This window comes from Methanimicrococcus hongohii (assembly GCF_032594095.1).
Lineage (GTDB): Archaea > Halobacteriota > Methanosarcinia > Methanosarcinales > Methanosarcinaceae > Methanimicrococcus > Methanimicrococcus hongohii.
This window is the reverse complement of the sequence record NZ_CP131059.1, coordinates 80,295-107,043: the sequence shown is the minus strand read 5'-3', so window position 1 is coordinate 107,043 and position 26,749 is coordinate 80,295. Positions and strand designations below refer to the sequence as shown.

At 39.5% G+C, this 26,749-nt stretch carries 25 protein-coding genes; 13 read left to right on the top strand and 12 right to left on the bottom strand.

The window, feature by feature from the left end; genetic code table 11:
* Positions 1–423: 423 nt before the first annotated feature.
* A complete protein-coding gene (locus MmiHf6_RS00510) occupies positions 424–999 on the bottom strand; it encodes a uracil-DNA glycosylase (RefSeq protein WP_420891307.1) in 576 nt (191 codons plus the stop codon).
* Between the two features lie 250 nt (positions 1,000–1,249).
* On the opposite strand from MmiHf6_RS00510, the gene trkA reads away from it, so the two are divergent.
* Both trkA and MmiHf6_RS00500 read left to right on the top strand, forming a co-directional pair.
* Positions 1,250–2,590, top strand: coding sequence for a Trk system potassium transporter TrkA (gene trkA / locus MmiHf6_RS00505; protein ID WP_316557767.1), 1,341 nt, complete (start codon positions 1,250–1,252; stop codon positions 2,588–2,590).
* Positions 2,591–2,697: 107 nt separating this feature from the next.
* A complete protein-coding gene (locus tag MmiHf6_RS00500; protein WP_316557766.1) occupies positions 2,698–4,146 on the top strand; it encodes a TrkH family potassium uptake protein in 1,449 nt (482 codons plus the stop codon).
* Positions 4,147–4,296: 150 nt separating this feature from the next.
* Here the strand turns inward: MmiHf6_RS00500 and MmiHf6_RS00495 are convergent, their stop codons facing one another.
* From MmiHf6_RS00495 to MmiHf6_RS00475, 5 genes are all read right to left on the bottom strand, one after another.
* The gene (locus tag MmiHf6_RS00495) at positions 4,297–5,058 is read right to left on the bottom strand and encodes a hypothetical protein (RefSeq protein ID WP_316557765.1); all 762 of its coding nucleotides are present in this window, start codon (positions 5,056–5,058) and stop codon (positions 4,297–4,299) included.
* 290 nt (positions 5,059–5,348) lie between these two features.
* A complete protein-coding gene (locus tag MmiHf6_RS00490; protein ID WP_316557764.1) occupies positions 5,349–5,492 on the bottom strand; it encodes a hypothetical protein in 144 nt (47 codons plus the stop codon).
* 385 nt (positions 5,493–5,877) lie between these two features.
* On the bottom strand, positions 5,878–7,071 hold the full coding sequence (locus MmiHf6_RS00485; RefSeq protein ID WP_316557763.1) for an NAD(P)/FAD-dependent oxidoreductase: 1,194 nt from the start codon (positions 7,069–7,071) through the stop codon (positions 5,878–5,880).
* The gene (locus MmiHf6_RS00480) at positions 7,068–7,244 is read right to left on the bottom strand and encodes a 4Fe-4S binding protein (RefSeq protein WP_316557762.1); all 177 of its coding nucleotides are present in this window, start codon (positions 7,242–7,244) and stop codon (positions 7,068–7,070) included. Before MmiHf6_RS00480 ends, MmiHf6_RS00485 begins: the two co-directional genes overlap by 4 nt.
* Before the next feature lie 208 nt (positions 7,245–7,452).
* Entirely contained in the window at positions 7,453–8,256 is an 804-nt protein-coding gene (locus MmiHf6_RS00475) for a glycosyltransferase family protein (RefSeq protein WP_316557761.1), read from the bottom strand.
* A gap of 418 nt (positions 8,257–8,674) precedes the next feature.
* On the opposite strand from MmiHf6_RS00475, the gene MmiHf6_RS00470 reads away from it, so the two are divergent.
* Positions 8,675–9,091 carry a hypothetical protein gene (locus MmiHf6_RS00470; protein ID WP_316557760.1) on the top strand — a complete coding sequence of 139 codons (417 nt, stop codon included), beginning with the start codon at positions 8,675–8,677 and terminating at the stop codon, positions 9,089–9,091.
* Between the two features lie 158 nt (positions 9,092–9,249).
* Here the strand turns inward: MmiHf6_RS00470 and MmiHf6_RS00465 are convergent, their stop codons facing one another.
* Positions 9,250–9,717: a metal-dependent transcriptional regulator gene (locus MmiHf6_RS00465; protein ID WP_316557759.1), complete on the bottom strand. Its 468-nt coding sequence runs from the start codon at positions 9,715–9,717 to the stop codon at positions 9,250–9,252.
* Positions 9,718–10,024: 307 nt separating this feature from the next.
* On the opposite strand from MmiHf6_RS00465, the gene cfbA reads away from it, so the two are divergent.
* From cfbA to MmiHf6_RS00430, 7 genes are all read left to right on the top strand, one after another.
* Entirely contained in the window at positions 10,025–10,492 is a 468-nt protein-coding gene (gene cfbA, locus MmiHf6_RS00460) for a sirohydrochlorin nickelochelatase (RefSeq protein ID WP_316557758.1), read from the top strand.
* A 297-nt stretch (positions 10,493–10,789) separates the two neighbouring features.
* On the top strand, positions 10,790–11,650 hold the full coding sequence (locus MmiHf6_RS00455; RefSeq protein WP_316557757.1) for a hypothetical protein: 861 nt from the start codon (positions 10,790–10,792) through the stop codon (positions 11,648–11,650).
* A 405-nt stretch (positions 11,651–12,055) separates the two neighbouring features.
* Entirely contained in the window at positions 12,056–12,943 is an 888-nt protein-coding gene (locus MmiHf6_RS00450; protein WP_316557756.1) for an exonuclease/endonuclease/phosphatase family protein, read from the top strand.
* A gap of 549 nt (positions 12,944–13,492) precedes the next feature.
* On the top strand, positions 13,493–14,323 hold the full coding sequence (locus MmiHf6_RS00445; RefSeq protein WP_316557755.1) for a class I SAM-dependent methyltransferase: 831 nt from the start codon (positions 13,493–13,495) through the stop codon (positions 14,321–14,323).
* Position 14,324: 1 nt separating this feature from the next.
* A complete protein-coding gene (locus tag MmiHf6_RS00440; protein WP_316557754.1) occupies positions 14,325–14,582 on the top strand; it encodes a hypothetical protein in 258 nt (85 codons plus the stop codon).
* Between the two features lie 914 nt (positions 14,583–15,496).
* Complete coding sequence (locus MmiHf6_RS00435) at positions 15,497–16,543, top strand: endonuclease/exonuclease/phosphatase family protein (protein ID WP_316557753.1); 1,047 nt, start codon at positions 15,497–15,499, stop codon at positions 16,541–16,543.
* Between the two features lie 19 nt (positions 16,544–16,562).
* Positions 16,563–17,489: a hypothetical protein gene (locus MmiHf6_RS00430; RefSeq protein WP_316557752.1), complete on the top strand. Its 927-nt coding sequence runs from the start codon at positions 16,563–16,565 to the stop codon at positions 17,487–17,489.
* A gap of 51 nt (positions 17,490–17,540) precedes the next feature.
* Here the strand turns inward: MmiHf6_RS00430 and MmiHf6_RS00425 are convergent, their stop codons facing one another.
* Entirely contained in the window at positions 17,541–18,680 is a 1,140-nt protein-coding gene (locus MmiHf6_RS00425) for a tetratricopeptide repeat protein (RefSeq protein WP_316557751.1), read from the bottom strand.
* A 376-nt stretch (positions 18,681–19,056) separates the two neighbouring features.
* On the opposite strand from MmiHf6_RS00425, the gene MmiHf6_RS00420 reads away from it, so the two are divergent.
* The 3 genes from MmiHf6_RS00420 to dinB are packed head-to-tail and all read left to right on the top strand — an operon-like array spanning position 19,057 to position 21,779.
* Positions 19,057–19,962, top strand: a complete 906-nt coding sequence (locus tag MmiHf6_RS00420) for a fumarate hydratase (protein ID WP_316557750.1) — start codon at positions 19,057–19,059, stop codon at positions 19,960–19,962.
* Positions 19,962–20,636, top strand: coding sequence for a FumA C-terminus/TtdB family hydratase beta subunit (locus MmiHf6_RS00415; RefSeq protein WP_316557749.1), 675 nt, complete (start codon positions 19,962–19,964; stop codon positions 20,634–20,636). The genes MmiHf6_RS00420 and MmiHf6_RS00415 overlap by 1 nt, the downstream gene beginning before the upstream one ends.
* Before the next feature lie 45 nt (positions 20,637–20,681).
* The gene (gene dinB, locus MmiHf6_RS00410) at positions 20,682–21,779 is read left to right on the top strand and encodes a DNA polymerase IV (RefSeq protein WP_316557748.1); all 1,098 of its coding nucleotides are present in this window, start codon (positions 20,682–20,684) and stop codon (positions 21,777–21,779) included.
* A 122-nt stretch (positions 21,780–21,901) separates the two neighbouring features.
* Here dinB and MmiHf6_RS00405 read toward each other — a convergent pair whose 3' ends face one another.
* The 4 genes from MmiHf6_RS00405 to MmiHf6_RS00390 all read right to left on the bottom strand — a co-directional run bounded on the left by MmiHf6_RS00405 (position 21,902) and on the right by MmiHf6_RS00390 (position 26,068).
* Positions 21,902–22,150 (bottom strand): hypothetical protein, encoded by a 249-nt coding sequence (locus tag MmiHf6_RS00405; RefSeq protein WP_316557747.1) that lies wholly within the window; start codon positions 22,148–22,150, stop codon positions 21,902–21,904.
* A 129-nt stretch (positions 22,151–22,279) separates the two neighbouring features.
* The gene (locus tag MmiHf6_RS00400) at positions 22,280–22,927 is read right to left on the bottom strand and encodes a hypothetical protein (protein WP_316557746.1); all 648 of its coding nucleotides are present in this window, start codon (positions 22,925–22,927) and stop codon (positions 22,280–22,282) included.
* Positions 22,928–23,301: 374 nt separating this feature from the next.
* Positions 23,302–23,949: a hypothetical protein gene (locus tag MmiHf6_RS00395; RefSeq protein ID WP_316557745.1), complete on the bottom strand. Its 648-nt coding sequence runs from the start codon at positions 23,947–23,949 to the stop codon at positions 23,302–23,304.
* Between the two features lie 682 nt (positions 23,950–24,631).
* Complete coding sequence (locus MmiHf6_RS00390; RefSeq protein WP_316557744.1) at positions 24,632–26,068, bottom strand: chymotrypsin family serine protease; 1,437 nt, start codon at positions 26,066–26,068, stop codon at positions 24,632–24,634.
* Between the last annotated feature and the right edge of the window lie 681 nt (positions 26,069–26,749).

Sequence of the window (26,749 nt, the reverse complement as noted above, 5' to 3'; positions counted from 1 at the left end):
CGAATAAAAAGTTCAAATTCTGTTTTCACATTCTTTAAAATTAAAATTTGACAGATTCTTTTCACGACGAATAAAAAGTTCGAAATCGGCTGACTTCAAATTTAAATCAAAAATCGGAGTCTGTAAATTCGTCGACGTATGGTTAGAATCTCCATCTCCTCCTTCCCCCACAACGCTATCGGGAACTCGTCGTTGGAGGGAGCGGTATTTTGTCTTTTCATCCAAATATTACGAATAATTGAAACATCGTTTTTATCAAAAATTTCAAACAGGAACGCCGTTTTTTCAATAAAATCTAAAACATATATTAGGATTTTATCGGGCGTTCAGGTTCACTGATTTTTAAAAATGGATGTTTAGGTTTGACCGGAAATGAAAAACGGCATTAAAAACAAAAAAAATTAAAAATGAGACAGATAAAATTCATTCTTCCCAAAGAGAGCGATATTTATCCAAATAAGAATACTGCTCCGCTTCTCTTGATCTTTGATAAATCAGCGCCGCAGGATGGAAGATTTTCACAATGTATGTTCCGTTTTCGTTTTGCTTCGCCTCGCCCCAATTCAAGGTTTCGCCGTACGCTTTTTCTGCCGTGTTTCCGAGCAAAATAATAATTTTCGGCTTCATCAGTTCAAGCTGCGCCGCCAGAAACAGGCGGCATATTTCGATTTCTTTTTTCGTCGGCGTTCGGTTCGCCGGCGGGCGGCATTTCAGCGTATTGATTACAGCCCACTCATCATCTTTTAATCCCATGTATTCAATGAATTTGTCAAGCAGTTTTCCGGCGCGGCCGCAGAACGGGACACCGGTTTCATCTTCATTTTTGCCGGGCGCTTCGCCGATAAAAACCACTTTCGGCGTTTGCGAGCCCTTAGAAATCACTTTATTTGTAACAGTTTCATGAAGCGCGCAGCGTTTGCATTCCAAAATTTTCTGCTCCAAATACGGAAAACCGCCTTTCACCAAATCCGCAACAACTTGAGAATCATTTTCAGACAACTCTTTCACCTCCCCTTTGAAAAGAGTTTAAATTATATATATTAACACATTCTTTATTTCGATTGGTTTATTGTCATTTATCCCGATTTCGTTCTCAAAGCCGAAAAATAAGATTACGACATCGGCATACAAAATCGAATTTCGACCCATTGTATAATAATTAGAGTATTATTATTGAATCATTTATTATTGAATCATTATTGGATTATTATTGAATTGTTTCTTAAAAAATTAGAACGGAAAGATTTCCATGAAAGTGGTTGTTATCGGGGCCGGCGAAGTGGGTTACAACATCGCCAAAGTGATGTCGGACAAAAATGACGTGATCGTCATTGACAAAGACACCGACCGCGCGGCGCGCGCCAATGAATTAGACGTTCAGGTAATGGTCGGAAACGGCGCGAATGTCGATCTGTTAAAAGAGATTCCTTCATTTGATCTTTTTGTCGCCGTCTCGAGCAATGACGAAATCAACATACTTTCCTGTCTTGCCGCAAAAGCGATTTCAAAAGGCAAAGCCAAAACCATTGCGCGTGTCAGCAATCCCGATTACATCAAAAAACCCGTTTCTCAAAAACCCGAAGTCGGCGTCGACGTCATGGTTTGTCCCGAACTTTCGTTGGCTTCCGAACTCGCCGAACTTTTATACATCCGCGGCGCCGTCAACGTTGAAGTTTTCGCGGAAGGCAAAGTCGAAATGATCGAATTCATCATTTCCGAATCCAACCCGCTCATCGGCAAAACACTCAAAGATCTCGGTCTCAACCGAATCTGTACCGTCAGCGCAATTTTACGCGGCGAAGATGTCATCATTCCAAACGGCAGCAGCATATTCATGCCCGACGATCACGCGATTGTGATTGCCAAAACGGAAGACGTCGAAAAAGTCGAAGCCGTATTTTCACCCGAATCCGAGCCCGCCAAAAAACGCAAAAAGAAAATTCTTCTCATCGGCTGCGGCGACGTCGGTTTTTATTTGGCAAACCTGATCGACAAAGATCCTCATATCGATTTAAAAATCATTGAACAAAACGAAGAGCGCTGCTTGGAAATCGTTGATTTACTGCCGCATTCCCTGATTTTAAAAGGTGACGCAACCGACATTGATTTGCTCAAAGAAGAAGGCGCGGGACGCGCGGATGTTGTAGTCTCCGTCACCGACAGCGATGAAAAAAATCTTTTGTGCGGCTTAATGGCCAAACACTTCGGCGCGAAAAAAGTCATCGGCAGGACAACACATCCCGATTACATTCCGGTCTTTGAAATGGTGGGAATCGACATTGCGCTCAGCACCCGAAACGCAACGATTAACGAAGTGCTGCGCCTCACGCTGAGTACAACCGTTGAATCTTTGCGCGCGCTTCCGCAGGCGCAGTCTGAAATCTTAGAATATTCCGTGACAGAAAAATCAAATATCGCCGGCACCATCATTAAAGACCTTCGTTTTCCGGAAGACGCGATTATCAGCATGATTGTCCGCGGCGGCGAGCCGATCATTCCAAACGGCAGCCTGACAATTCTCCCCAAAGACCGCGTGATCATTTTTTCAAAACCGGAAGCGTATTCTAAATTAAATAAATTGTTTAAATAAATCATAAATCGTGAATTATAAATCGTGAATCATAAATCGTGAATCATAAATCGTAAAGTATATACCGTAAGAGGAACGCGTAAAGTCAGGAACGGAAACGAATCATTATGGCGCAAGGCATCAATTTTAAGAGTGTATTTTCAATCGTCGGCAAGATTTTATTTTTGCTTGCGCTTGTCCAATTCATTCCTCTCGCGATTGCTTTATATTACGGCGAATCGTTTCAGCCTTTTCTTATTTCGATTTTCATTTCCGGAATCGTTGGTCTGATCTTCGGATATTATACAAAAGATACGCAGAATGAATGGACCGTTCGCGAAAGTTATGCAATCGTCGCTTTCAGCTGGCTTTTCTGCGCGGTTTTCTGCGCGGTTCCGTTCATGCTTTTCGGTTTATCTCCGTTTGATGCCTTTTTTGAAGCCATGTCAGGTGTGACGACAACCGGTGCCTCCATCTTAACGGATATTGATTCCTGTCCGCAAAGCTTTCTTTTTTGGAGAAGTTTAACACAATGGCTCGGCGGTCTCGGAGTTGTTGCGCTTTTCTTAGCCATTATTCCAAAAGTCAATATGCGCGGGCGCCAGCTTTACAGAATGGAATTTTCCGGACCGACTGAAGATAAAATCCGTCCGAAAATCAGCAGCACTGCAAAAATTTTATGGTTTTTTTATATCGGCGCGACGATTTTGCTTGCAATTATTTTATTCGCATTGGATTTTTCCGTCTATGACGCTGTTGTTTTTGCTTTGTCAACCATGTCAAGCGGCGGGTTTGCGCCTTATAATTCAAGCATTCTGCCGTATTTGAATTTGAAAACGGAAATTGTCATCATCATATTCATGCTGCTTGCCGGAACGAATTTCGCTCTCATTTACAAAGCGGCAACGAAAGGTGTCAAAAATTTAATCAAAGATGAAGAATTCCGCACATATTTGCTGTTTTTCGCAATTATTTCCGTCATATTGGCTGTCATTTTGGTGCGCGACATGGGTTATGATTGGACCACATCGCTGCGCTATTCTTTTTTCCAAATCGGCAGTTTGATGACGACGACAAGTTACGTTATTGCCGATTACAATGTTTGGAGCGACGCGGCGAAAATTATATTGTTTTTAGCCATGTTTACAGGCGGCTGCTCCGGCTCAACTTCCGGGGGTCCGACATTTGTCCGCTGGATCATTCTTTTCCGCTACGCCCGCCGAGACATTTTCAAATTTATGCATCCCCACGCTGTCAAGCCGATTAAATACAATGGCAGAAGCTTAAACGAAGACGTTGTTCATTCGACGATTTCATTTATGATTCTTTATTTCCTGATTTTTGTCGTCAGTACTGTTTTATTGGGCATTTTGGAATTGGATTTGATTACCGCTGCGACAACTTCAATCAGCACACTCGGAAATCTCGGAACGGTTTTCGGAATGATCAGCCCGTTTGACAGTTTCGCCGATTTCCCGATTTTAGCGCGTCTCATTATGATTATTAATATGTGGGTCGGAAGACTTGAGCTCTACACCGTTATTCTGCTGTTTACGAGAGAGTTTTGGAAAAATTAAAAAGAGTATTGAAAGCATTAAAAAAAGCTGAAAAAGAAACAAAATAGATTCAAAAGAAATAAAAATGAATCAAAAGAAACAAAATAGATTAAAAAGAAATAAAATAGATTCAAAGAAATTAAAATTGAAATGATTCAAAATGATTTGAATTTATTTCGATTTCTTCATAAAATAAAATGCTGCTGCAGTAATAATTAAAATCAGAAGCAATATTACCGGCAGCCCCCATATTCTTTTTCTGTTTTGGCTGTTTTCTTCTTTCGAAGTTTCATTTGAATCACTCGGCGAAGTTTCGATTCCTTCGATTGTATTTTCAGATTCATTTAATGTTTCATTTAATGTTACATTTTGTTTATCGGCATAATCATCCAAATATGTCGGATCCCATGTGTTTGTACCTGTTCCGACAAGCCTGCCTGTCGGATTTGTTCCGGCCGTATTTTGAGAAATAATGTCTCCCGTATTTAAATCAAAAAGATAGCCGACGCCGTCAAGCGTTACAATTCGAAGCGTATCGTTCTCTTCGTTGTGTTCAATTGAATCCAACCAGAAATAATGACCGGCCGTCCATTCTCTTTTTTCAGGGTTTTTCATTAAGTCTGTTACTTTATAATATTTATACGGCGACCCGTTGCCGTAAAATGTAATAACGCGATCAGTTCCCCATTCAGGCCAAGGAGAAGCTGCGAAACTACCCATATCTTTTGAAAAATAAAGATCGCTGTCATAATAATAATCATCAAAATAATCGCTGAATGTGTAAATGTTTTCCGATGTTGATTTTATGTAAAGTCCGGAAGATTTCGAATCGAAATCAGACCCGAGAGGAACATCCTCGTAATTATCAGGCATCATATAAAATATCAGATCATATTCTTCCGATTCGACAGAATACGGAAACGGCGGAACCATTGAATCTGCATTCACCGGACTTAATAAAGCAAAAAACATGCAGAATAAAAAGATGCAGAATAAGAATATACAATTCGATTTCTTTCTCATTTCAGATTTTCCTGTCATTCGATTTAGGAGACGAATGTCTTAATTTTATTAATAATTTTATAAAAACGAATTTTGTTTGACTCCAATTAGATTTTATGAAATATAAAAACGCGGGATGAGTTTGAAAAATTAATAAAAATGAAGCGGCTCGCGCGAGGCGGCAGTCGCGCAGCAGGCAGCAGAAGACTGCCGGCAGCAAACTAAAATACAGTTGCAGACTTGCAGGCTTGGCAGGAGCCGACAACAGTAAAAGACAGTTGCAAAACGGAACAGACAAGAGCTGCGAAGCAATATAAAATCAGCAATTTTTTGTTTTTTATTTCATTACAGGAAAGAATCTCCATCTCCTCCTTTCTTCGCTACGCTCAGAAACGCGTCGATGGAGGAGCGGTTTTTGAAATATCATTTCAATCTAAAATCAATTGAAACATCGTTTTTCATCAAACTTATTCAAAAACGGAACGCCTTCTTTTATCGAAATTTAAAACATTTTAGATTAGGGTTTTATCGGGCGTTCAGGTTTACCGATTTTGAATATTGGATGTTTGGATTTCAATGTTAAAAACAAAATAAAAATGCGGGACGAGTTTGAGAAAATATGAAAAACGGAGCGGCTCGCGCGCGGCGGCGGCAGCAAGAAATAAAAAAATAAAAATAAAAATAAAAATAAAAAAAATGAAAAATAAATTAAATAAAATGGAATAAAAAGAAAAAAAGAAACCGGCCGGATTATAATCCGAGCTGATTCACGCCTAATCTGAGCAATAATTTTTTATCGACTTTTGCGAGGATTTTGACCAGCTGACTGATCTCTAAAACGCCTGTAAAGTCGGTGTTTTCCAAAGCTTTGGCGATTTTGTTCGCTTCTTCATCCGTCATTTCAAGATAATAATTCTTTAAGATCAGATCGCGCTTCATCATTTTTCCGAATCGGGCGTCCCATTCTTTTTGGTATCGCTTCATGGCTTTTTCTGAGAAGTCCCCGTCTTTGACGGCTTGCGCCGCATTTTTGCCCGCCATTTCTCCCGACCAAAGCGCGTGTTTAATGCCGCCGCCCGTAATCGGATCAGACAAATGTCCGGCATCGCCGACGAGCATGAGACCCTGACGGGAAAGATCGACAAGTCCGCCTGAAACGGGAACGCCGCCGTAATTCATTTCAATGATTTTTCCGTCGGGGAAGCGCTTTTGAACAAAATCGTTCAAATAGTCGATCGGACGGCCGCCGTCTTTGATTTTACTGCCGAGAAGACCGATTCCGACATTCGCGCGTCCGCCGCCTTTCGGGAAAATCCAAATGTAGCCGCCGGGGGCGTATCGGTTGCCCATATAAAACTCGACATTATCCTCATCAAAATCCACATTCGTCATCAAATACTGAATGCCTGTTTCAATATCGATCGGCTTAAGCGTTGTGTTTATGCCTGCCCAGCGCGCGACTTTGGATTCCACGCCGTCTGCGCCGATGACAAGATTTGCGGCAATTTCTCTTTCTTCGCCCAAACGTTTCACTTTAACGCCTTTAATTTTACCGTCTTCCATGATTAATCCGGTTGCAGACGTTTTCGTATAAACTTCGACGCCTGCTTTTGCCGCTTTTTCGGTGAGCGCGCGGTCAAAAATTTTTCTCTCAAGAATATAGCCGTAAATTTGAGTTTCATCTTTTGCGCGCAATTTGATGGGGGCACCGTCGGGTACGTTAATGGTCGCGCCTTTTATCGGAGCCGCAATCCAGCGTTCTTCGATGTCGATGTATTTTTCCAAATCGCTTGTTCCGACACCCTCTGCGCAGCGAATCGGATCGCCCACTTCCTGGCGTTTTTCAATCAAAAGAACGGAAGCGCCGCCTTCTGCTGCAAATCTGGCGGCAACAGACCCTGCGGGACCGGCGCCGACAACAATGACATCATAAGCGTCTTTCATCTCTGCACCTCAATTGCGCCGATCGGACATACTTTTTGACACATTGAACAGCGGTGGCAAAGCTCCTCGTCAACGTCAATCCAAACCTCTTTTAAATCAAGAGCCAGTGTGGGGCAAACGGACACGCACGCGCCGCAATAACCACACATGTTCCTGTTAATAATTACTGTCACTTTAATGTCACCTGATTGGAAATTTATAAAAAATATGTAAAATATATATGAAACAGATAATGTCTGATAAATATTATTTTATATATGCATTTCCATAGCGGAATTGCTATGAATCAAATACAAGCTCTTTCAATTTCTCAGCGGATTTTGAAAAGAGATTTGTCCTATTTAATTTTATTGACAATATATAGCGCGCTATTGCTCACTTTCATTCATTATCATTGAATTCCTTTCGGATTCCTTCCTTTTCGCCAATCGTTTGTTCTACAAACGCGAGAATTTTTCCCGAACCGTATCGAAGAATATCGAATAAGTCTTCCGGCTCATCCATGTCGGCGGCCGCGTAAAACGATTCGCGGACTTCACAGATCAAATTTTTTCTCTCTGCCTCTTCTTTATGTTTTTTAAAGCTTTCTCCGTAGTAATTGACTTCAAAAACATCAGGCGCGCCGATATACATCATATTTGTGCCGCCGTCTTTTCCAGGAGCAATCCGAATAAAATTTGTACGGACCGGCATTGCCATCGCCCCTGCCATCGATTCTCCCAGAGACTCTGTCATCGATTCTGCCATCAGCTCCGTCATCGATTCTGCCATCAGCTCCGTCATCGATTCTGCCATCAGCTCTGTCATTGATTCTGCCATTGGCTCTGTCATCGCTTTGACATCTTCTTTTGTTAAAAGCGCCAAGTCCGCCATCACGATAAAAACCGGAACATCGGATGATTTCAAATAAGTGTTGACAGCGGTGCTTAAATCGGCTTCATCCGTAATTATAATGATTTCAAAATCGGGAGAAGAGAAAGACATCAGATTATTTTCATCAGCAGTGTTCAATACACTTTTAGATAAAATTTCAACCTGTTTGATTCCGGCTTCTTTTAAAACCGAAAGAACGTTTTCAAGAGAGAGACCGACAAAAATTTTCCGTTCTTCTTCCGTCAAAACAGAAGCTAATCTTGATTTCGGATTATCCGGTTTAAAAGGGATAACGGTCTTGATTGCTCTCATCGCCTTTTCTATTTACAGTAAAATGATATAACATTAACGGACAAGCAATTTTAAAATGTAGAATTCAAAAACGAATAATAACGAAATTATAATTTTCATTGAACATTTATTGATTTTTTGAATAATCAACAAAACCCAAACATCCAATTTTTCGAAATCGATGAACTTGAACGCCCGATAAAATCCTAAAAAATGTTTAATCTTTGAAAAAAAGAAGGCGTTCCGTTTTTGATGAAAATTGATAAAAGACGATGTTTCAATCAATTTTGGATTGAATAAAAGTTCAAAAACCGCCCCTCCAACGACGAGTTCCCGAAGCGTTAGCGGAGGGAAGGAGGAGATGGAGATTCTTCTCATGAAAATAAAAATGAAAAACCGATGACTTTTGAATTGTTTTTCGGTTCCTGCCTGTTCCGTCTTGCAACTGTCTTTTGCTGCTGTCGTTCCTGCCAAGCTTGCAAGTCTGCAACTGTCTTTTGCTGCTGCAGTCGAGACGGACTCTGTTTCCGCCTGCATCTGCTCTTTTTTAGTAATCCGTTCGCATTCGCGAACGTGCCGCCGCTACCTTCAGGTTTCTGTTTGCTGCTGTCAATCAGGTTTCTGTTTGCTGCTGTCAATCAGGTTTCTGTTTGCTGCTGTCAATCAGATTTCTGTTTACTGCCGTCAATCAGGTTTCTGTTTGCTGCTGTCAATCAGGTTTCTGTTTGCTGCTTTCAATCAGGTTTCTGTTTGCCGCTGTCAATCAGGTTTCTGTTTCCGCTGCCAATCAGATTCGCATTGTTGCTGCCGGCAGCCGCAGCAGCTGCCCGCCGCCGCGCGAACCGCACAAATTTAAAAAAAATAATTTAAAAAAGCAATCGCATTTTTAAAATGAAAAATAAACATATGCACTCTTGATTGAAAAATAAAAAGAACATAAAAAGAAAAACAAAAACAAAAAGAAAAAACAAAAACAAAAAACAAAAAACAAAAACAAAAAAGAAAAATGTGAAATTATTCAATCTTATGCGTTTTAGGCGCGCCGCACATACATTTGTCAACTTCGCCGGTTTCACAGTATCTTTTGAAATGTTCCATCTGATTGCTGCCTTTTTCCGTGATTGAAAATTCGCAGAATCTGAGGAAAACGTCATAAGTGTCCGGCGTGATGATGTGTTCCATTTTACAGGCATCGTCTTCGGCGACATTTTCGGAAATGCCGAGCGCGATCAAAAAATCTTTAATGGTGGTGTATTTTTTCTTGGTGCTGTTCGCCGTTTCTTTTCCTTTTTGCGTAAGAGTGACGCCGCCGTATTTTTCGTAATTGATGTAACCTTCGTCCGTCAATTTTTTGAGCATTCCCGTCACGCTTGACGGACCGACATCCAATTCGCGCGAAATGTCTTTGACTTGCGCATATCCTTTTTCGGTTACGATTTTATCAATCTTTTTCAAATAATCTTCTTTTCTTTCAGTTGTCATAATTTTTATCCTTCTTCTTTTCGTTTTATTTTTCGTTTTAAATCTTTTTTCGTTTAATATCCTTTGGAGTGAATATTTTTGAACTTCGATGAAAAATATTCTTCATGCAGAAATTTATTTCATATATCTTAATTCCAAATTATTTAAACGTTTTTCACGGTTGAATATAAAATTCATATTTTTTGATGTTATAAATATTAAATTTTTTCACACTTTATGCGAATTCACAACTCTTATATAACATAAAATCCTCATTGGATGCATCTTACCTTCTTTGTATTGTTTTAAGATAAAATGGTAGAATATTATGGTCAAAGAAACTTTATTATTAGTCGGTCACGGCAGCAAATTGCCGTACTCTAAGCAATTGATTTTGGATGTCGCTGAAAAAGTCAAAGCGCAGAACAAATTTGAAAATATTGAAATCGGTTTAATGGAATTCAATGAACCGTCCATTCCGACCGCTTTGAAGAAGATAATTGCCGACGGAACCAAAAGAATCATTGTCGTCCCCGTCTTTTTGGCGCCCGGAACGCACACCGAAAAAGACATCCCGAGGATTCTCGGTCTTTTAAAAGATGAGCAGGAAACACATCACCACCATGAACATGGAGAGGAATGCGGTTACAGCCACAAACATGAAGGACATCACCACCATCATCACCACGGCGACCCCGTCGACATTCCTGACGATGTTGAGATCATTTACAAAAAACCGCTCGGCGCCGACGACAGAATTGTTGAAATCGTCATGGAACGCGCATTAAATCTTTAAATTCATTTTGAAATAAAAATCACCCGAATAATTCAAAAATAATTTTTAAAAATATTTTAAAATTGAAAGCTTGTCTTTCAATTCTTTTTTTGTTTTTTCACGAGTCTTTCAAATATTCTGTTTCGGGTTCGGTTTTTGTGTTCTATTTGTATTCTTTTGTGTTTTTTATTTTGATCATAAGATTTGTTTCATATTACCTCATATTTGTTTCATATTACCTCATATTTGTTTTATATTTCGTTTCTCTTTTTGAATTCATGAAGAAATTTTATAAATCAACCGAACCTTCTTTTGTTTATGTCGGTTTATGAACAATTACAAACGCTTCAATCTGAATTCGAAAAATATCGTGACTCGAGCACGGGCAAGCCGTCTTTTTTCTATTTCGTCGAACATTGCGGAAAAGTCAAAGCAATTACCGACAAATTCTTTGAAGAAATTTCGGAAATGGAGCCGGTGGAAACCCCGATTGAAGGAAACAATCTTATAACCGTTCAATTGATCAGAGGCGTTGCCCGAAAAACGATGGCGGAACAAAAGCTGATTGCAAAAGCGTCAGAACTGCCGATCAGCAAAGCATGGACGGCAAACGGCATTACAGAAACAATCATACGGATAAAAAAACTGGAACAAAAAGCAGCGGCAAAAGCCGAAAAGTTGGCGAAAAACGAATCCATGATGGCAACGGCCGTAACGATCGGAAATTACAAAACGATTAGAAAAATACTCGTTGAAAGCCTGAAAGAAAAAATGAAAAATCCGAAAGCGACGATTGACTCAGTAATTCCCGTAAAATACCGTCTTTTTATCGGCAAAGAAGATATCCAAACCGCGGATATGATTTTGAATTTCATTGTTCCCGACATGAAAGAAAAAAATATTGAAGAAATTGAAAATATGAATTATATCAGTTTCAAATATTCTGTTTTGATGATGATTACGGCGCTTCGGCTGACATATGAATTCCCGCAGAATTATGAAATATACAGATTCTGCTCAGCGCTTCCCAAAAATCCGAATGAAAATTCCGAATTGATTCAGAAATTGGAAGAAATGATCATTTTTACGGACAACAAAATGTCAAACGTGATGAGACTGGCAAAAACATATGACAAATTCGAACAATACGAAGCAAAAGTTCTTGGCGGAAAAGACTGAAAAACAGAATAGAGAATTAAATAAAAACAGAACTTATAATTAAACAGAAAATCTGAATCAACGATTAAATAGAGAATCAGAATTATAATTTAACAAAAATCTGAATCAGAATTAACAGAGAATCAGAATTATAATTTAACAGAAAATCTGAATCAGAATTAACAGAGAATCAGAATTATAATTTAACAGAAAATCAGAATCATTGATTTAACAGAAAATCCGAATCAATGATTAACAGAGAAACAGAATCATAATTAACAGAAAATAGATTGCATATAAAAAATATAATTGAGAAGAAATGATGAATATAAATTATTTTGAATATGTGCAATAAGATTAAAATATAAAGCTAAGATAATGATATGTATGAATTTAAAACAAGGTTCGGTTTTATTACTCATAATAATGGTATTATTTTGCGGTTTGAGCGTTTCGGGCTGTCTGAACAGCGGCGGCACTGACGACGGCACAGATAAAAACAATTCTGAAAAAAACAATTCTGCCATTATTACGGGCGCGTCTTTTTATGTCGATGATTTAAACGTGGAGAAAGTCTCGGATGAAGAAGTTTTGGATACGCTTGTCAAAATCATTCGAAATTACGAAGTGATTACGATTCAAGGCGTCAAAGATCCGAACGGTGAAGCCATGAAAACATTGGTAAACGCCGTTAACACAGGAACAGACGCGGACGGCAAAGCTTACAATTATCAATACAATTTGAGCAGCCCTGTCGGAAACGCGGGCGATGAGGAACAATACACGTATATTTATAACAGAAATGTTTTGTACCCGTCTTCAATTCCGCAGCTTTATAATGATTCAAACAACGCTTTTGAGAAAGACCCGTATATGATCGCGTTCCGCGCATATGAAGGACAAGGTCAGGTTTTGTTCGTCATATTCACAGCAAGTGAGACAAATACGAAAGCGGAAATTGACGCAATTCCCGAAATGATTGAGAACATCAAAAAAGTGTACGCGGGTCATGAAACGATTTCAGTCCTCGGTAATTTCCGTGCCGACTATCCGTATTATGACAAAACGTCCGCTTCGCCGGCAAAATCATCGGATCTCATATGGGTCATTCCGGACAATGCGGTCACTTCAACCGAAGGCAATTACGCGTATGACAGATTCGTCGCAACATCTAATTTGAAAAACTATTACGGCGGCAGTTCAGGCGTCTTTAATTTCAGCGAGGCATACGGATTGAATCAAACGCAAACCGAAGCGGTTTCAACACACTATCCGATATACGTTGAATATTACCCGTATCCTGCGACGAGTTAAATAAAAATGATATAATAAAAAATAAACAGAAGCGTTTCGACGCTTCAACATTCATTTTTCGCTTTAATTTTCATCATTCTGTTTTTCATTTTTATATTTCTGTTTTTCATTTCAGTTTTTTATTTTTCAGATCCATTGTACGATCAGCTGCTGATACTGCTGCCGCCGCGCGCGAGCCGCTTCATTTTTTGTCAATAGATATGTAACGAGATTGCCTTTTGATGCAATTAAATTAGCTGTTCGAACAAAAATTAATAAAAATTAACAAAAATCAATCACAAAAAAATAAATAAAATAAAAAACAACTGAAACCAACATTAAAATGAGAATGCTGTTGAAAAATGGTATTCTGTTCAAATCTTTATAAATTTAATTTTTGTAACTTTGTAACTTTGTAACGATTCCAACTTTATAAATAATAAATTTGAAAGATTTTTACAAATTTTTAAAAAACGGAGTTATCGGATTTGCTTTCATTGGGACTTATCGAATTTATTTACAATTCGTTTAAACATTTGTTTAAACAGTTCATTAAAAGGAAGTCAATTTATGAAAAATACTTTAACTTTGGATATGCAGTCCGTTCAGGGAACGATGCTGCTGCCTCTTTGGGGCCGTGCCGAATACAGTAAAAAGAATCCCGAGATTTTGGATGATCAAAAAGCCATTGAAATTGTTGAAAATTTGGATTTTGATTTTTCGGAAATCGGCAGGAATTTCGGTGAATTCGGCGGTTTGTGTTATATTATCCGCGCCCGAAAAATCGAGGACAAGATTCGCGATTTTATCAAAATTCATCCGAAAGCAACGATTGTCAACATCGGCTCAGGTTTGGATACTTCATTTTCAAGAATCGATAACGAGAAAATTCATTGGTACAATTTGGATATGCCTGACGCGATTGAATTCCGGCAATCGCTGATTCCGGATTCCGAGCGTAATTCTTGCATTGCGAAATCTTTCTTTGACCAATCTTGGTTTGATGATATTGTTTACAACAAGGAAGACGGCATTTTGTTTGTTTCCGGCGGCGTTTTGTATTATTTTAAAGATGAAGAGCTTCAGGAAATATTTGCCGCGATGGCGAAGCGTTTTCCCGGCGCGGAAGTTTATTTTGATGCCGAGACGAAACGCGCGATTGCTTTTTCAAACAGAATGGTCAAGAAAACGGGCAATAAAGGCGCCATGATGTATTTTTATGTCAACGACGGCAAGAAAATAAAAAATTGGTCGCCGAATATTCAGGAAGTTGAGTGCATTCGATATTTCAAAGATGTGAAATCAAAGAAAAGCTGGCTCTTTCAGTCGAGAATGCAGATGTTTATGCTGGATAAAATGAGAATGATGAAATTTGTTCACGTCAAATTTAAATCGGAATGAATTGAGTGAGATTGAATTGAATGGATTTCTTCATTCTTTCCTATTTTATGCTGCCCGCCGCGTGCGAGCTGCTCTATTTTTGATTTGTTTTCAAACTTGTACTTCGTTTTTATTTTGTTTTCCTGATGAAACCCAAACATCCGATTTCGAAGTCGGTAAACTCGAACGCCCGATAAAACCTGAATTTAAAAAAAGATTTAGAATAAAAGAAGGCGTTCCGTTTTTGAAGAAAATTGATAAAAGACGATGTTTCAATTGAATCTAATTCTTGTATGAAAAGACAAAGAACCGCCCCTCAGAGCGACGCGTTTTTGGAGCGCAACGGAGGAAAGAAGGAGTTGGAGATTCTAACAATAAGTCAACGAATTCGAATCTCGCCGATTTTTTCATAGAGATGTGATAATTGTAATCAAAGATTATATTTGATGTAGAAAGAATCCGCCCTTTTTGCATTAAATTAAACGTCAACTGAATTTGAATTTTTGATTCGTCATGGTAAGAATCTGCTTTTTTACTTAAAAAGTAGAAAAGTAACTGAGTTCGAATTTTTGATTCGGCATGGAAAGAATCCGCCCATTTTGCATTAGATTAAACGTCAACTGAGTTCGAATTTTTGATTCGTCATGGTAAGAATCTGCTTTTTTACTTAAAATGTAGAAAAGTAACTGAGTTTGAATTTTTGATTCGGCGCGGAAAGAATCCGCTTTTTTACTTAAAAAGTAGAAAAGTAACTGAGTTCGAATTTTTGATTCGGCGTGGAAAGAATCCGCCAAGTCTCGTTTCCTCGCTGCGCTCGGAAACTCAACTTGCGGGGTCGGCTCTTGAACTTTTCAATCAATTTTATTCAAAAACAAACATCGGTTTTCAAATCTAAAACAAAAAATGAACGCCGTTTTTATCCAAAAGATTCCTTTATTTTGGGTTTAAGGGGCGTTCAGGTTTTTTGGATTAAAGAAAAACGATGTTTAGGTTTGTCCAAAATTATAAAAAATGAAATTTACTGCCGGTAACGATTGCAGCCGCCCGCCGCGCGCGAGTCGCCCCGTTTTTGTTCAATCACCAAAATCGACGATGACTTTTCAATTTATTTCTTATTCTGCTCATTCTTTCATTTTCATATTTTCAATATTTTCGACGAAAATAGATAAATCAAGTGAACGGGTTTTATTGTTCATGAAATCGAAATCAGCGATTTTAAGCGTTCTTTTAACAGTATTGCTTTTGACTTCTCTTTTTGCAGGATGCGTCGACGACGCGCCGGATTTGAATAATTCGGCAAACAATTCGACTCCGCCGTCTTATGAAAATGAATTGAACAATTCATCAAATAATTCGAATTCAACAAATTCATCAAATGCAACAAATTCAACGGCAAACGCCTCTGACAAAGATCAAATATCGGTTGCCGCGTTTAACATTCAAATTTTCGGGCAATCCAAAGCGGCTAAAGACGACGTGATGGATGTTTTGGCAAAAACGATTCGCCGCTATGATGTTGTCGGCATCCAGGAAATCCGTGACGCGAGCGGCACTTCGCTTCCGCAATTGATCGAACTGATCAACTCGGGAACCGATGAAAACGGCAATCCGTACAACTACGATTACGTTGTCAGCGACCGCCTCGGACGCTCGACCAGTAAAGAACAGTACGCCTACATTTACAACGCGACCAGCATGCTTGTTGCCAGCGAACCTTTGGTTTACCCCGAACCCGACGGAACAGACCCGTTTGAGCGCGAGCCTTACATGGTCACTTTCAGAGCGAACGGCGGCGATTTTGACGCGCTTTTCATTTTGATTCACACTAAACCCGATGACGCGAAAAATGAAATCAACGGACTTCATGACGTTGTCGAGTACGCCAAAACGATCTACACGGATCAGGAAAATTATGTCGTGATGGGCGACTTCAACGCCGACGGCAGCTATTTCAATGAAAGCGGCGACTCCGCCTTAAAATCCGACGAATACATTTGGATCATCGGAAATGACGAAGTGACGACAACAAAAACAAGCAACACCTACGACAGAATCGTCATTACAAAATCGCTCGCGCCGTATTTCACGAACAGCTCAGGCGTTTTCAATTACAGCGCCGAATACGATTTAACGGAAGAAGAAACATACGCGGTTTCAGATCATTATCCGGTTTTCGCAGAGTTTTGGACGGTCGCTGCAAGTTGGTTTTGGGTGATGTTCGGGCATATGAATGTTGTTTAATGTTCAGTTGGGTAAGAATATGAAATATTATGCAAAACCTACACAAAATGATATGTCTCTAGGATACTATGCAGAGATAAAAAACGGAAAAATTCAATATAAAAAATCAAAATATGAAAAATATAGACGTACCAATGAAGAAAGGGAAAAAAACATAAAGAATAACCCGCATGAGGTGATAGAATATATAAATTATAAAATAAACTTTGATTATAGTTTAGCTCAATATATGTTTTTTTCTATTGTATTTATTGTGATATTTTTATTAATCATAATACATCCAATAATATTTATTGTAGTAGAAATCAGTTTAATTGTTCTTTCATTAATAACATACGCAATATATGGTTCGGGTCGCCCGAGAATAATGTATATTTTAGATGAAGAATCATACACAGACCTTGAGAGATTATATGATTCATTTGAAGAATTGCAACATTGTCAAAAAATAAGACATATTATTTCATCCAAAAGAAATTATGATTACAAGTATCATGCTGGTGCAGGATTTTTAGTAGACAGTAGGACCATAAAAATTGGATATGAAAAACCAAAATATATAAAAACAAATATGACACGTGTACCGTATATAAAATTAAAATCACGAATAATTTATTTTTTTCCGGATCAGTTGATGATATTTGAAAATAGAAGATATGAAGCAATACCCTACAATAACCTTCATATAAATCTTCAGAATAAAGACTGGATTGAAGATGGAAATGTTCCAATAGATGCAACAATCATAGGTTATAGATGGCAACATCCAAATATTGATGGTAGTCCTGATTTAAGATTTAGATATAATCCAAAACTACCTATACTAAATTGTAGAGAAATAGAAATAATAGGTGACAGAATAGAAGAAACATTACAATTTTCTAATAAAGATATTGGAACAAATTTATATAACGAATTTACAAAATACAGCCAAAAGTATACATGAATAATAGTTAAAAAGAAAATATCAAAATATTTTCAATTTTAACCAAAATGTTTAGCTATTTTTCTGCCCTTCAAAAATCTCTTTGTACCGAGGGTCCAATTCAAACGCTTTTTCAAACGCCTCATCCGCTTTTTCCTGGTCGCCGATGACCTGAAGCGCAACACCTTTACCGAAATAAGCTTCTGCCGACGGCTCAAGCGCGATTGCCTGATCATAAAGACTGACCGCTTCATCGGGGAATCCCGTTTGAACATAAACAAATGCGGCTTCCATGTAAGCGGGAACAAAAGTCGGGTCGATTTCAATCGCTTCTCTGAAAGAGCCGGCGGCGTCATCGAATTGTCCCAAAACAGCGTGCGTGTAGCCGCGATTGAACCAAACATCTGCTTGATCGCCGTCGATTTCTGAGGCCTGAACAAAACACTCAAGCGCTTCATCAAAGCGGCCGAGAGCGTTTAACAAAATGCCCATATTATTCCAAGCATCATCAAATTCGGGACGGAATTCAACCGCCTTTTTGTAAGCGGCAAGCGCATTGTCGGCATCTCCGGCGGAGTCAAGCGCAAGCGCCTTGTAATACCAGACATCCGCGTTTTCAGGCTCGGACTCAAGCGCTTTGTCAAACTCCGGAACAGCGTCGGCATATCTTCCGAGCGCGCCGAGCGCAACCGCCTTTCCGAAGTGCGCTTCTTTGTAATCGGCGCGCAGCGCAATCGCTTTGTCGTACGCTTCAATCGACTTTTCAAAATTGCCGAGTTCGCCGTAAGCGATCCCTTTCCCGAGCCACGGATTCGGGAATTGAGAGTTGGATGCAATGCTTTTGTCAAAAAATTGAAGCGAATCTTTGGCTCTGCCGCTTTCCATTAAAACAAAACCGGCGCCGTTTGAAAAAACAGCGTCGTCGGGATAATAAGAAAGCGCTTTCAAATAAACCTGATAAGCGTCCTCTTTTTTGCCGTAACGGCTGAGAACAGCTGCTTTGCTTCGCAGAAGAATCGTATTTTCCGGCTCCAGCTCAAGCCCGCTGTCAAATGCTTCCATCGACTCGTCAAGCGCGCCGTCGGCTGCCAGGTCCATTGCGATTTTATGCCACTTTGAAGCATTGACCTCTTCGCTGCCGTCCGCGTACGGGCATGAAAAAGCCTCGTCGTCGGCAGGAATAAACATATTTAATTTGTTGTTTTCGTCCATTTTTAAACCTCTTTTTCTTTAATAGAAAATGACGGTTAAGATATATAAGTGATGAATAAGTGATGAGAAAAAATAAAAACCGATTGCGAAGACTGGCAAAAGATAATGAAAAGGGAACCCGTCTTTTTGATAATTTTTCAAATTGGTGCGATTCGCGCGCGGCGGTCGCAGCCGCAGCCGGCAGAAAGCGCAAACCTGAAAATAAAAGAAAATAACAGCGGCACACAAACAGATCGGGGTTATCAATATAAATCATGAAAACATTTTGAGCTTAAAAACACTTTGAACAGACTGAAATTATTTAAAAGCTGCAATAAAATAAACAGAGCAGAATTTATAACGGAATTATAACAGAATTATAAACGAGAGGATTTTGGTGGACGCGAGAATTAAAGATTTATCATTTGAAGCCGTTTCCGATGCCGTTTCAGAGATACTGAAAATTTCGGAAACAACACTTCCCGAAGATACGCTGGCCGCTTTAAACCGCGCCGCCGAAAAAGAATCCGATGCGATTGCAAAAGCTCAATTGGAAGCGATTTTAAAAAATATTGAAATCGCAGCCGAAAAAGGTGTTCCGATTTGCCAGGATACGGGTATCTTCATCTTTTTTGTTGAAATCGGGCGCGACCTGCGCCTCGGTTTTGATTTGGAAGGCGCCGTCCGAGACGGATGCGCAAAAGCAACAAAAAGCATTCCGCTCCGCCCGAATGTCGTTGATCCGCTGACGCGCCAAAATACAAAAAATAATCTCGGCGACGGACTTCCCGAGATCAATTACGATTTTGTTGCGGGAAACCGTCTGAAAATAACAGTTGCGCCGAAAGGCGCCGGCTCGGAAAATATGAGCACGCTGAAGATGTTTACGCCGACAGAAATTCCGAAAATCAAAGAATTTATTGTTAAAACTGTGATGGATGCCGGCGGCAAGCCGTGTCCGCCCGTCATTCTCGGAATCGGAATCGGCGGATCGTTCAATCAATCCGCGAAATTGGCAAAAAAAGCGCTTTTGGAAAAATTAAGAAATCCGAATGCTGAAACCGAAACAGATGAAAACGATTCGGATGTATATGACGATTTTGAAAAAGAAATATTAGACGCGGTCAACAAACTCGGCATCGGATGCATGGGACTCGGCGGAGATACGACAGCGCTTTCTGTCCGCATTAAAAAAGCGTCCTGCCACACCGCCTCTCTTCCGGTTGCCGTCAATGTCCAGTGCTGGGCCAACCGCCATGCATCTGCCGTCTATGAAAGTGAAGAAAACGGAGGCGGCAATTGATGTCAGCTCCTTTGCAAACACCTTCAAAGACGTCCTCAAAAGCATCATCAGAAGCGCCTGAAACGTCTTCAGAAGCGCCTGAAACTTCTTCAAAAACGCATTACTTGAAAACACCGCTTTCTGAATCAGACATCGTTGACATAAATGCAGGCGACGTTGTTTACATTTCGGGAACGATTTATACCGCTCGCGATGAAGCGCATCTTCGAATTTTGGAATATGATTCGGAAAACAAAGCGCTTCCGTTTGATTTGAGCGGCGCTGCAATTTATCACTGCGGACCGGTCATGGAAAAATCGGAAAACGGATGGCGTGCCGTTGCCGCCGGACCGACGACAAGCGACAGAATGACTCAAATGACGCCGGCTGTTTTAAAAAATCATGATATTCGCGTTTTGATCGGAAAAGGCGGAATGGAAGGACTCGCCGAAACAATGAGAGAACAAAAATGCATTTACTTATCTTACACGGGCGGCTGCGCGGCTTTAGCGGTTGACATGATTCGGCAGGTCAAAGGCGTTTCTTGGGAAGATCTCGGAATGCCCGAAGCGGTTTGGGAATTGTATGTTGAAAATTTCGGGCCTTTGATTGTCGGAATTGATGTTAAGGGAAATGATTTGTTCAAAGCGGTGAAGGAAAAGGCGATTTTATCATTTCAGGAGCAATTCGAATAAATTTCGAGAATATTTCGATAAATGTTGTTTGAAAACGGTGAAAACATGACTTCCGAAAAAATTATTATGCATATTGATATGGACAGCTTTTTTGCGTCCGTTGAAATACGCGATAATCCCGATTTAAGAGACAAACCGGTCGTTGTCTGTTCAAAGACATTCCATCTTCACAAAGATACGTCCAGGGGCGTTATCAGCGCGGCGTCTTATCCGGCGCGCAAATTCGGCCTGCACTCGGCAATGCCGCTCTCGGAAGCAAAAAAGCTTTGTCCTGATGTCATTTGCCTGCCGATGAACAAAAATTTGTATAAGCAGGTTTCCGACAACGCTGTTAAGATTATTCAAAAATATGTCAAAACCGTTCAGCAGGTCAGCATTGATGAGGCATATGTCCTTCTCAAAGATGATGTTAAAACATATGAAGAAGCTGCCGAATGCGCTCGAAAAATCAAATCTGAAATTGCAGCCGCTGAAAGAATTACATGTACAGTCGGAATCGCGCCGAACAAATCTGTTGCAAAAATCGCGTCGGGATATCAAAAACCGGACGGCTTGACGGTTGTTCGTCCCGAAGAAGTGCTTGGCTTTTTATCGCCGCTTCCCGTGACTAAAATTCCGGGTGTCGGCAAAAAAACGGCTGAGACGTTTGATTTGCTCGGGATTCAAACCATCGGCGATTTGGCGAAAGCCGATAAACGTCAGATTTATGAAAAAATCGGCAGAAGCGGAATGGCGTTTCAGGATATTGCAAACGGCATTGATTCTTCGCAAGTGATGGAAACAGCCGATGCGAAATCGATCAGCCGCTTTTATTCGCTGAATCCTTATACGAATGATCTGACGGTTGTAAAAATGGGTGCCGAATCGATTTGTGAAGAAGTTCATGAGATTTTGATTCAGAAGAAAATGTTTTTTAAAACAATCACCGTCGGCATCAGATATGCTGATTTTACGACGGTTACCAAATCCAAAAGCCATACGGTTCACACATCAGACATTTTCTTTTTGAAAAGGCATGCGCAAGACATGATTGATGAGCTGGCGGCAAATAACGCAAACAAAAAAATCAAACAAATCAATATCGGCGTGTCAAATTTGAAGAAAACAGATGTCAGTCAAATGCAATTGACAGACTTTTTTTAAAATATCTTTATTCTTATCTTCAATCAAGAAGTGCGATTTGTTTTCCATTTATTCATTTTTAAAATGCAATCATCTTTTTTGAATTATTTTTTAAAATGCGTTCGTCTTTCTTGAATTATTTTTTAAAATTTGTGCGGTCGCGCGGCGGCGGGCAGCTGCCCGGCGGGAGTCTGCCGGCAGCAGCGGCAGAGCAGATCTGACGGGCAAACGGAAAACGGATTGGCAGCGGCAGCAGAAACCGCCCCTCCGCTGCAAACAAACACCTCACTCCAACTGCAAACAAACACCGCCCTCCAACTGCAAACAAACACCGCCCTCCAACTGCAAATCGGCGAAGCCTGAAAAATCGCGAAGCGATTTTTTACAAACACCGCCCTCCCTCGCCAACCTGAAATTTTGCGAGGCGTAGCCGAGCAAAATTTTGATGAATCTGCCGGATAAAAAAAGAAGTTTTAAAAAAGAAGTTTTAAAAAAATTTAAAAAACAAAAAATGAAATGAATCATTTTTTGAGTTTGCGGGCCGATAAAACGACTCCGATAACAACCAACGCGCTGATGCCGAGACCGACGCCCGGGATGGTTTTCTCGGGTTCCGCTCTTTGCGAGCCGGAATCAGAATAGCCTTGTGAAAGCGCTTTGGATTCAATGATAACAGGAATGTCATCAATGCCGTATGTTTTGCCTGCATCGTTGACGATTTTAGCAATCGCGTTCAAATCTGCATCCGTATATCCTGAATCGGCATGAACGGAAATCTCAATAAAAGAATCCGTATATCCGTATCCGATGATAAATCCGCCGTTATCCCAAAGATACGGTTCTAATTTGCCTTCATCGTTGATCTTTGTCATAATGCCCTGGAGCAAAACGAACCATTCGTATGATTCTCTGCCCTTTGCCAAAGACGGAACGGTTCCCGCTGCAAGAACAGTATTTTCATTCCGCACAGCCAATTCAAAAGAAGAAGAGTTGATTGCGGGAGTGTTGTTAATAATTTCTTGGATATATTCTTCGGAGAAGTAGCTGCCTGAATTTGATTCGACAGCTCCGGCCGGAAGCACGGAGGAAATCAGTAAAATAAACAGCAAAGTTAAAACAGACAAACGGCTGACCGTTCTGATGTATCTGTTTTTAATGATTTCAGCCATGATAGTATCCTTTTTTATGAATCATTCCAATGGATTTAATAGTTCAATGAAATAATAATTTAATGAATATATTGATTGTTAAACGATGTAACTAAGTCTTTGGTGTATATATACATTTCGAGTTTTAAAGATTATTTCGGACAGATGAAAAACAGTGCATGCTGACGAATTCACAAATTAAAAGTGTTGAAAAAAGCATGTGAAAAGCTGTAATTAATACTGCAAAAATGCTAAGCATATTAAAAAGCTCAGACGGATTTGGAAAAGAATTAAAAGCATTTTGAAAATGAATCATAAAAATTCAAAGATTAGAAAAGCATTTAAAAAGATTACAAAATAGTCAAAAGAGATTAAGATTAAACGCTCAAAAGAGATTACTTCTTGAACTTGCGGGCAGATAAAACAACTGCAACAACAAGCAATGCACTGATGCCGAGTCCGACGCCCGGAATGGTTTTAGTTTCGGCAGGACCGGAAGAAGCTGCCGGAGCATATCCCTGTGCAGGTGTGCTCTTTTCAATGACGATCGGCAAATCCGCAATGCCTGCATTTTCGCCTGCGCTCTGAATAACTTTAATAATCTGATTCAGTTCTTCATCCGTCACTTCAGAATCAGCATGAACTGAAATAATAATATAATTTTCTTGGCTGCCATAGCCGATAATAAATCCGCCGTTGTCTTTATGATATGCCGTCAATAAACCGTCATTATTAATACTTTTCAGAATTTCTTGAAGAACAAGACCCCAGCGATATGATTCTTCGCCTTGAGGAAGAGCCGGAATAGTTCCGGAAATCATAATAATACTTTGGTTTGAACGCATCTGATCAAACAATGCGGGATTTGTGGCCGGCGTATTATCAATAATAGATTGAATATATTCGGCAGGTAAATAACTTGAAGTTACTTCGTCCCCCGCTGCCGAAACGACAGGAACTGTAAGAGAAATGAATAGAAGCAGAATAAAAAAGACAGACGCTCGTCGAGAAGAACGGCATCTTGATAATGTTTCTGCACTCATTTTGATTCCCTTCATTTACAATTTTATGGATCGCATATAACTGTCAATATAAATTGTGATAAATCTATCTGCAATATTAAATTAACAGAGTAAGGATATAAAAAGGTTCCCATTAAAAAAGAATTAACTGAAATGATAAATCATTATAATTCGGATTTTGAAATGCTAAAAAACAAAATGCATGAAAGCAGTCAAAATTTTTGAAAATGTATTCAAACTCCCGAATTTTTGTAGAAAAGAGATAAAAAACAAAAAAGTTTTCATTCACTGAAAAAAAAAACATTTGAAAAATTGAACCGAAAAGAATTGAGAAATCAGAATTGAAATAAAAGACCAAAATCAAAAAAAATGCAGGATAAATGAAAATGACAAATGAAAATAACAAAGACTCAAAAGTAAAAAGAAAAGATTGAACAAAAAAGATAAATTAAAAAGAATTTAAAAACCTTGAAATTGAAATTTTAAAAACAAAACTTTGTTTGAAATGATTCGAAAACTCAGAAAATCGAAAAATAAATCAAAGATTCAAAGACAATGAAAAATTCAAAAAAATAACTAAAAGAAATGGAAAAAATTCAAAAAAACAACAAAAAGAAATGAGAGAAAAATAACAGAAGCTATTTTTCATTGAATAATTTTTATTGATATTTATTGGAATATTTTTTAACGGATATTATGAATATCAGCGATCATTCACGGTCAGCGGAACCACGCCCAGACGATCTCTGATTTCCGTGCACGGGACATAATAAACAGTACCGTTGCCGTCACCGCCTTCAAGAATGCCGAGCAAAACTGCTGCATCCGTTTCTGTACCGTTTATAACGGTTGACGTTTTGACATAAATCGGACCGCCGCTGTCACCCGGGACAGAATAGCTTTCTTCGGACAACTCTTTGATAACGCCGACATGGTTAACAGTGTAATTGATCGTGCCGTTCTTAACGGTGAATGTTTGGTTGTAGCGGACACCGTAATATGTGCCGTTTGTATTTCCGGAAACAACCCCGGACTTACTGAGAATCATACCGCCGCTGATTGCGCCTTCATAACCGATGACATCAAGCAATTGATCATCGCCTTCGCCGGTATAAATAGCTGCTTTCACCTCGGATGAATCCAGCGGAATGAAAACGGAGTCGCCGACTTGACTCATTCTCGTAAATGTACCGATTGAATTTGTATTGCCGTAGCCTTGTCTCGGCTGGTAGGACGTTGTGTTTTCAAAGTGGAAAACGTGAGCAACTGTCACGATGCCGCGTGTATTTGAATCATTCACATCTTTGGCCGCGTAACCGACTGTTCCGCCGCTTGTAGATGTTGCAAGCATTAAACCGCCGACAATCGGCCTGACCTTTTCAGTTGCAAGTCCTTCAAGATTTGCCGTAGACAAATCAAGAGAGTCATTCGGGCTGCTGAAGACGGAAAGGATGCGATCGATAAATGATGTTTCATCTGAAAGTGCCTGGTTGTCAAAAGCGTAGTTTTCGCCTGTGCTTGCAGACATTGAAACTGAATCATATGCACTGCTGACGATGGACAAATTCTCAAAGCCGTCTTCGATGACGATGCTGCCTGCCTGCCAGAGAGAGAAAATCTGCTCTTCGGTAAGGTAAGAATCAATCATCTTTCCCTTGAAAAATGCCAAGGGTGGATCTTCGAGTCCTTCCAAAGCTCCGTAATAATCAACGCGCTCCTTAACACGAAGCATATCTTCTTCCGTGAACTCGTCGACCATTTCATCTAAAATCATAATAGAGGTGTAACAGATACATTGTGTTCCCTGGCCGATAATTGCGCCGCCGTTTGCGTAATGCATACTCTGCATGACTTCATCATCCGCCAAAGCTCTGGAAATATTGCCCATTTGAAGCCAATATTCGTAAGCTTCTACACCTTTAGCCTTTTCAGGGATAATACCGTAAACAGCCAAAGCATCCGGATTATATGCCAGCATTCCGTCAAATCTGTCAATTTGAGTTCCGGTTGTTTCGTCAACGATTCTCTGAATTTCTTCTGCCGTCATATTGTGGTATGAAGAATATCTGATATCGTTGATAGCGGCAGCCGGATTGATGGCTCCGACTATTAGAACAAATAACGCAACGAAACATACCATTTTTGAATTTACCCGCATTCCAAATACTCCGCTTAGTGGGAATAAAACCCAATTAAGTTTTTTATCGAATAAAAATGTATTTACAAATAAATTAATTGTTATTCTATATCCTATAAGAGAATATATATTTAAGGTTTTTGAGACTAATATATTCTAAATAAAAATAATACCTAATAAGATATGTTAACTAATAAACATATTTATAAATGACATAACATATAAATGTTTTGAAATATTAATGCAGAGGCATTAATCCATTCCTGCAAATAAGGAATAGCGCACATAATATTTGAACTTTATTTATTAAATTCATCGAATTTTTTATAAAATTTGACAAAAACAAAATCAAATGAACAGGTACAAGATTTTGGAAAAATGAAAAGAGTTTGAAAAAAACGAAAAAAGTTTGAAAAAGCCTATGCAAATGACATTAACATCAGGCGGCCCTGACAATCTCACCTAATTCCGTATTTCATTCTGCATTCAGTCACACATTCAATTCTGCATTCAGTCACACACATTCAATTCTGCATTCAGTCACGGATCCAATTCCGCATCTGCTTTTTTCCGCCGCTGTTTCTTTCCGCTTCCCGCTTTTTTCTTTTTATCGGAATCAGTCGATTCATTTGGACGGATTGATTCGTTGAGATTACTTGAATCATTTGAGTTATCCGCGCCCAA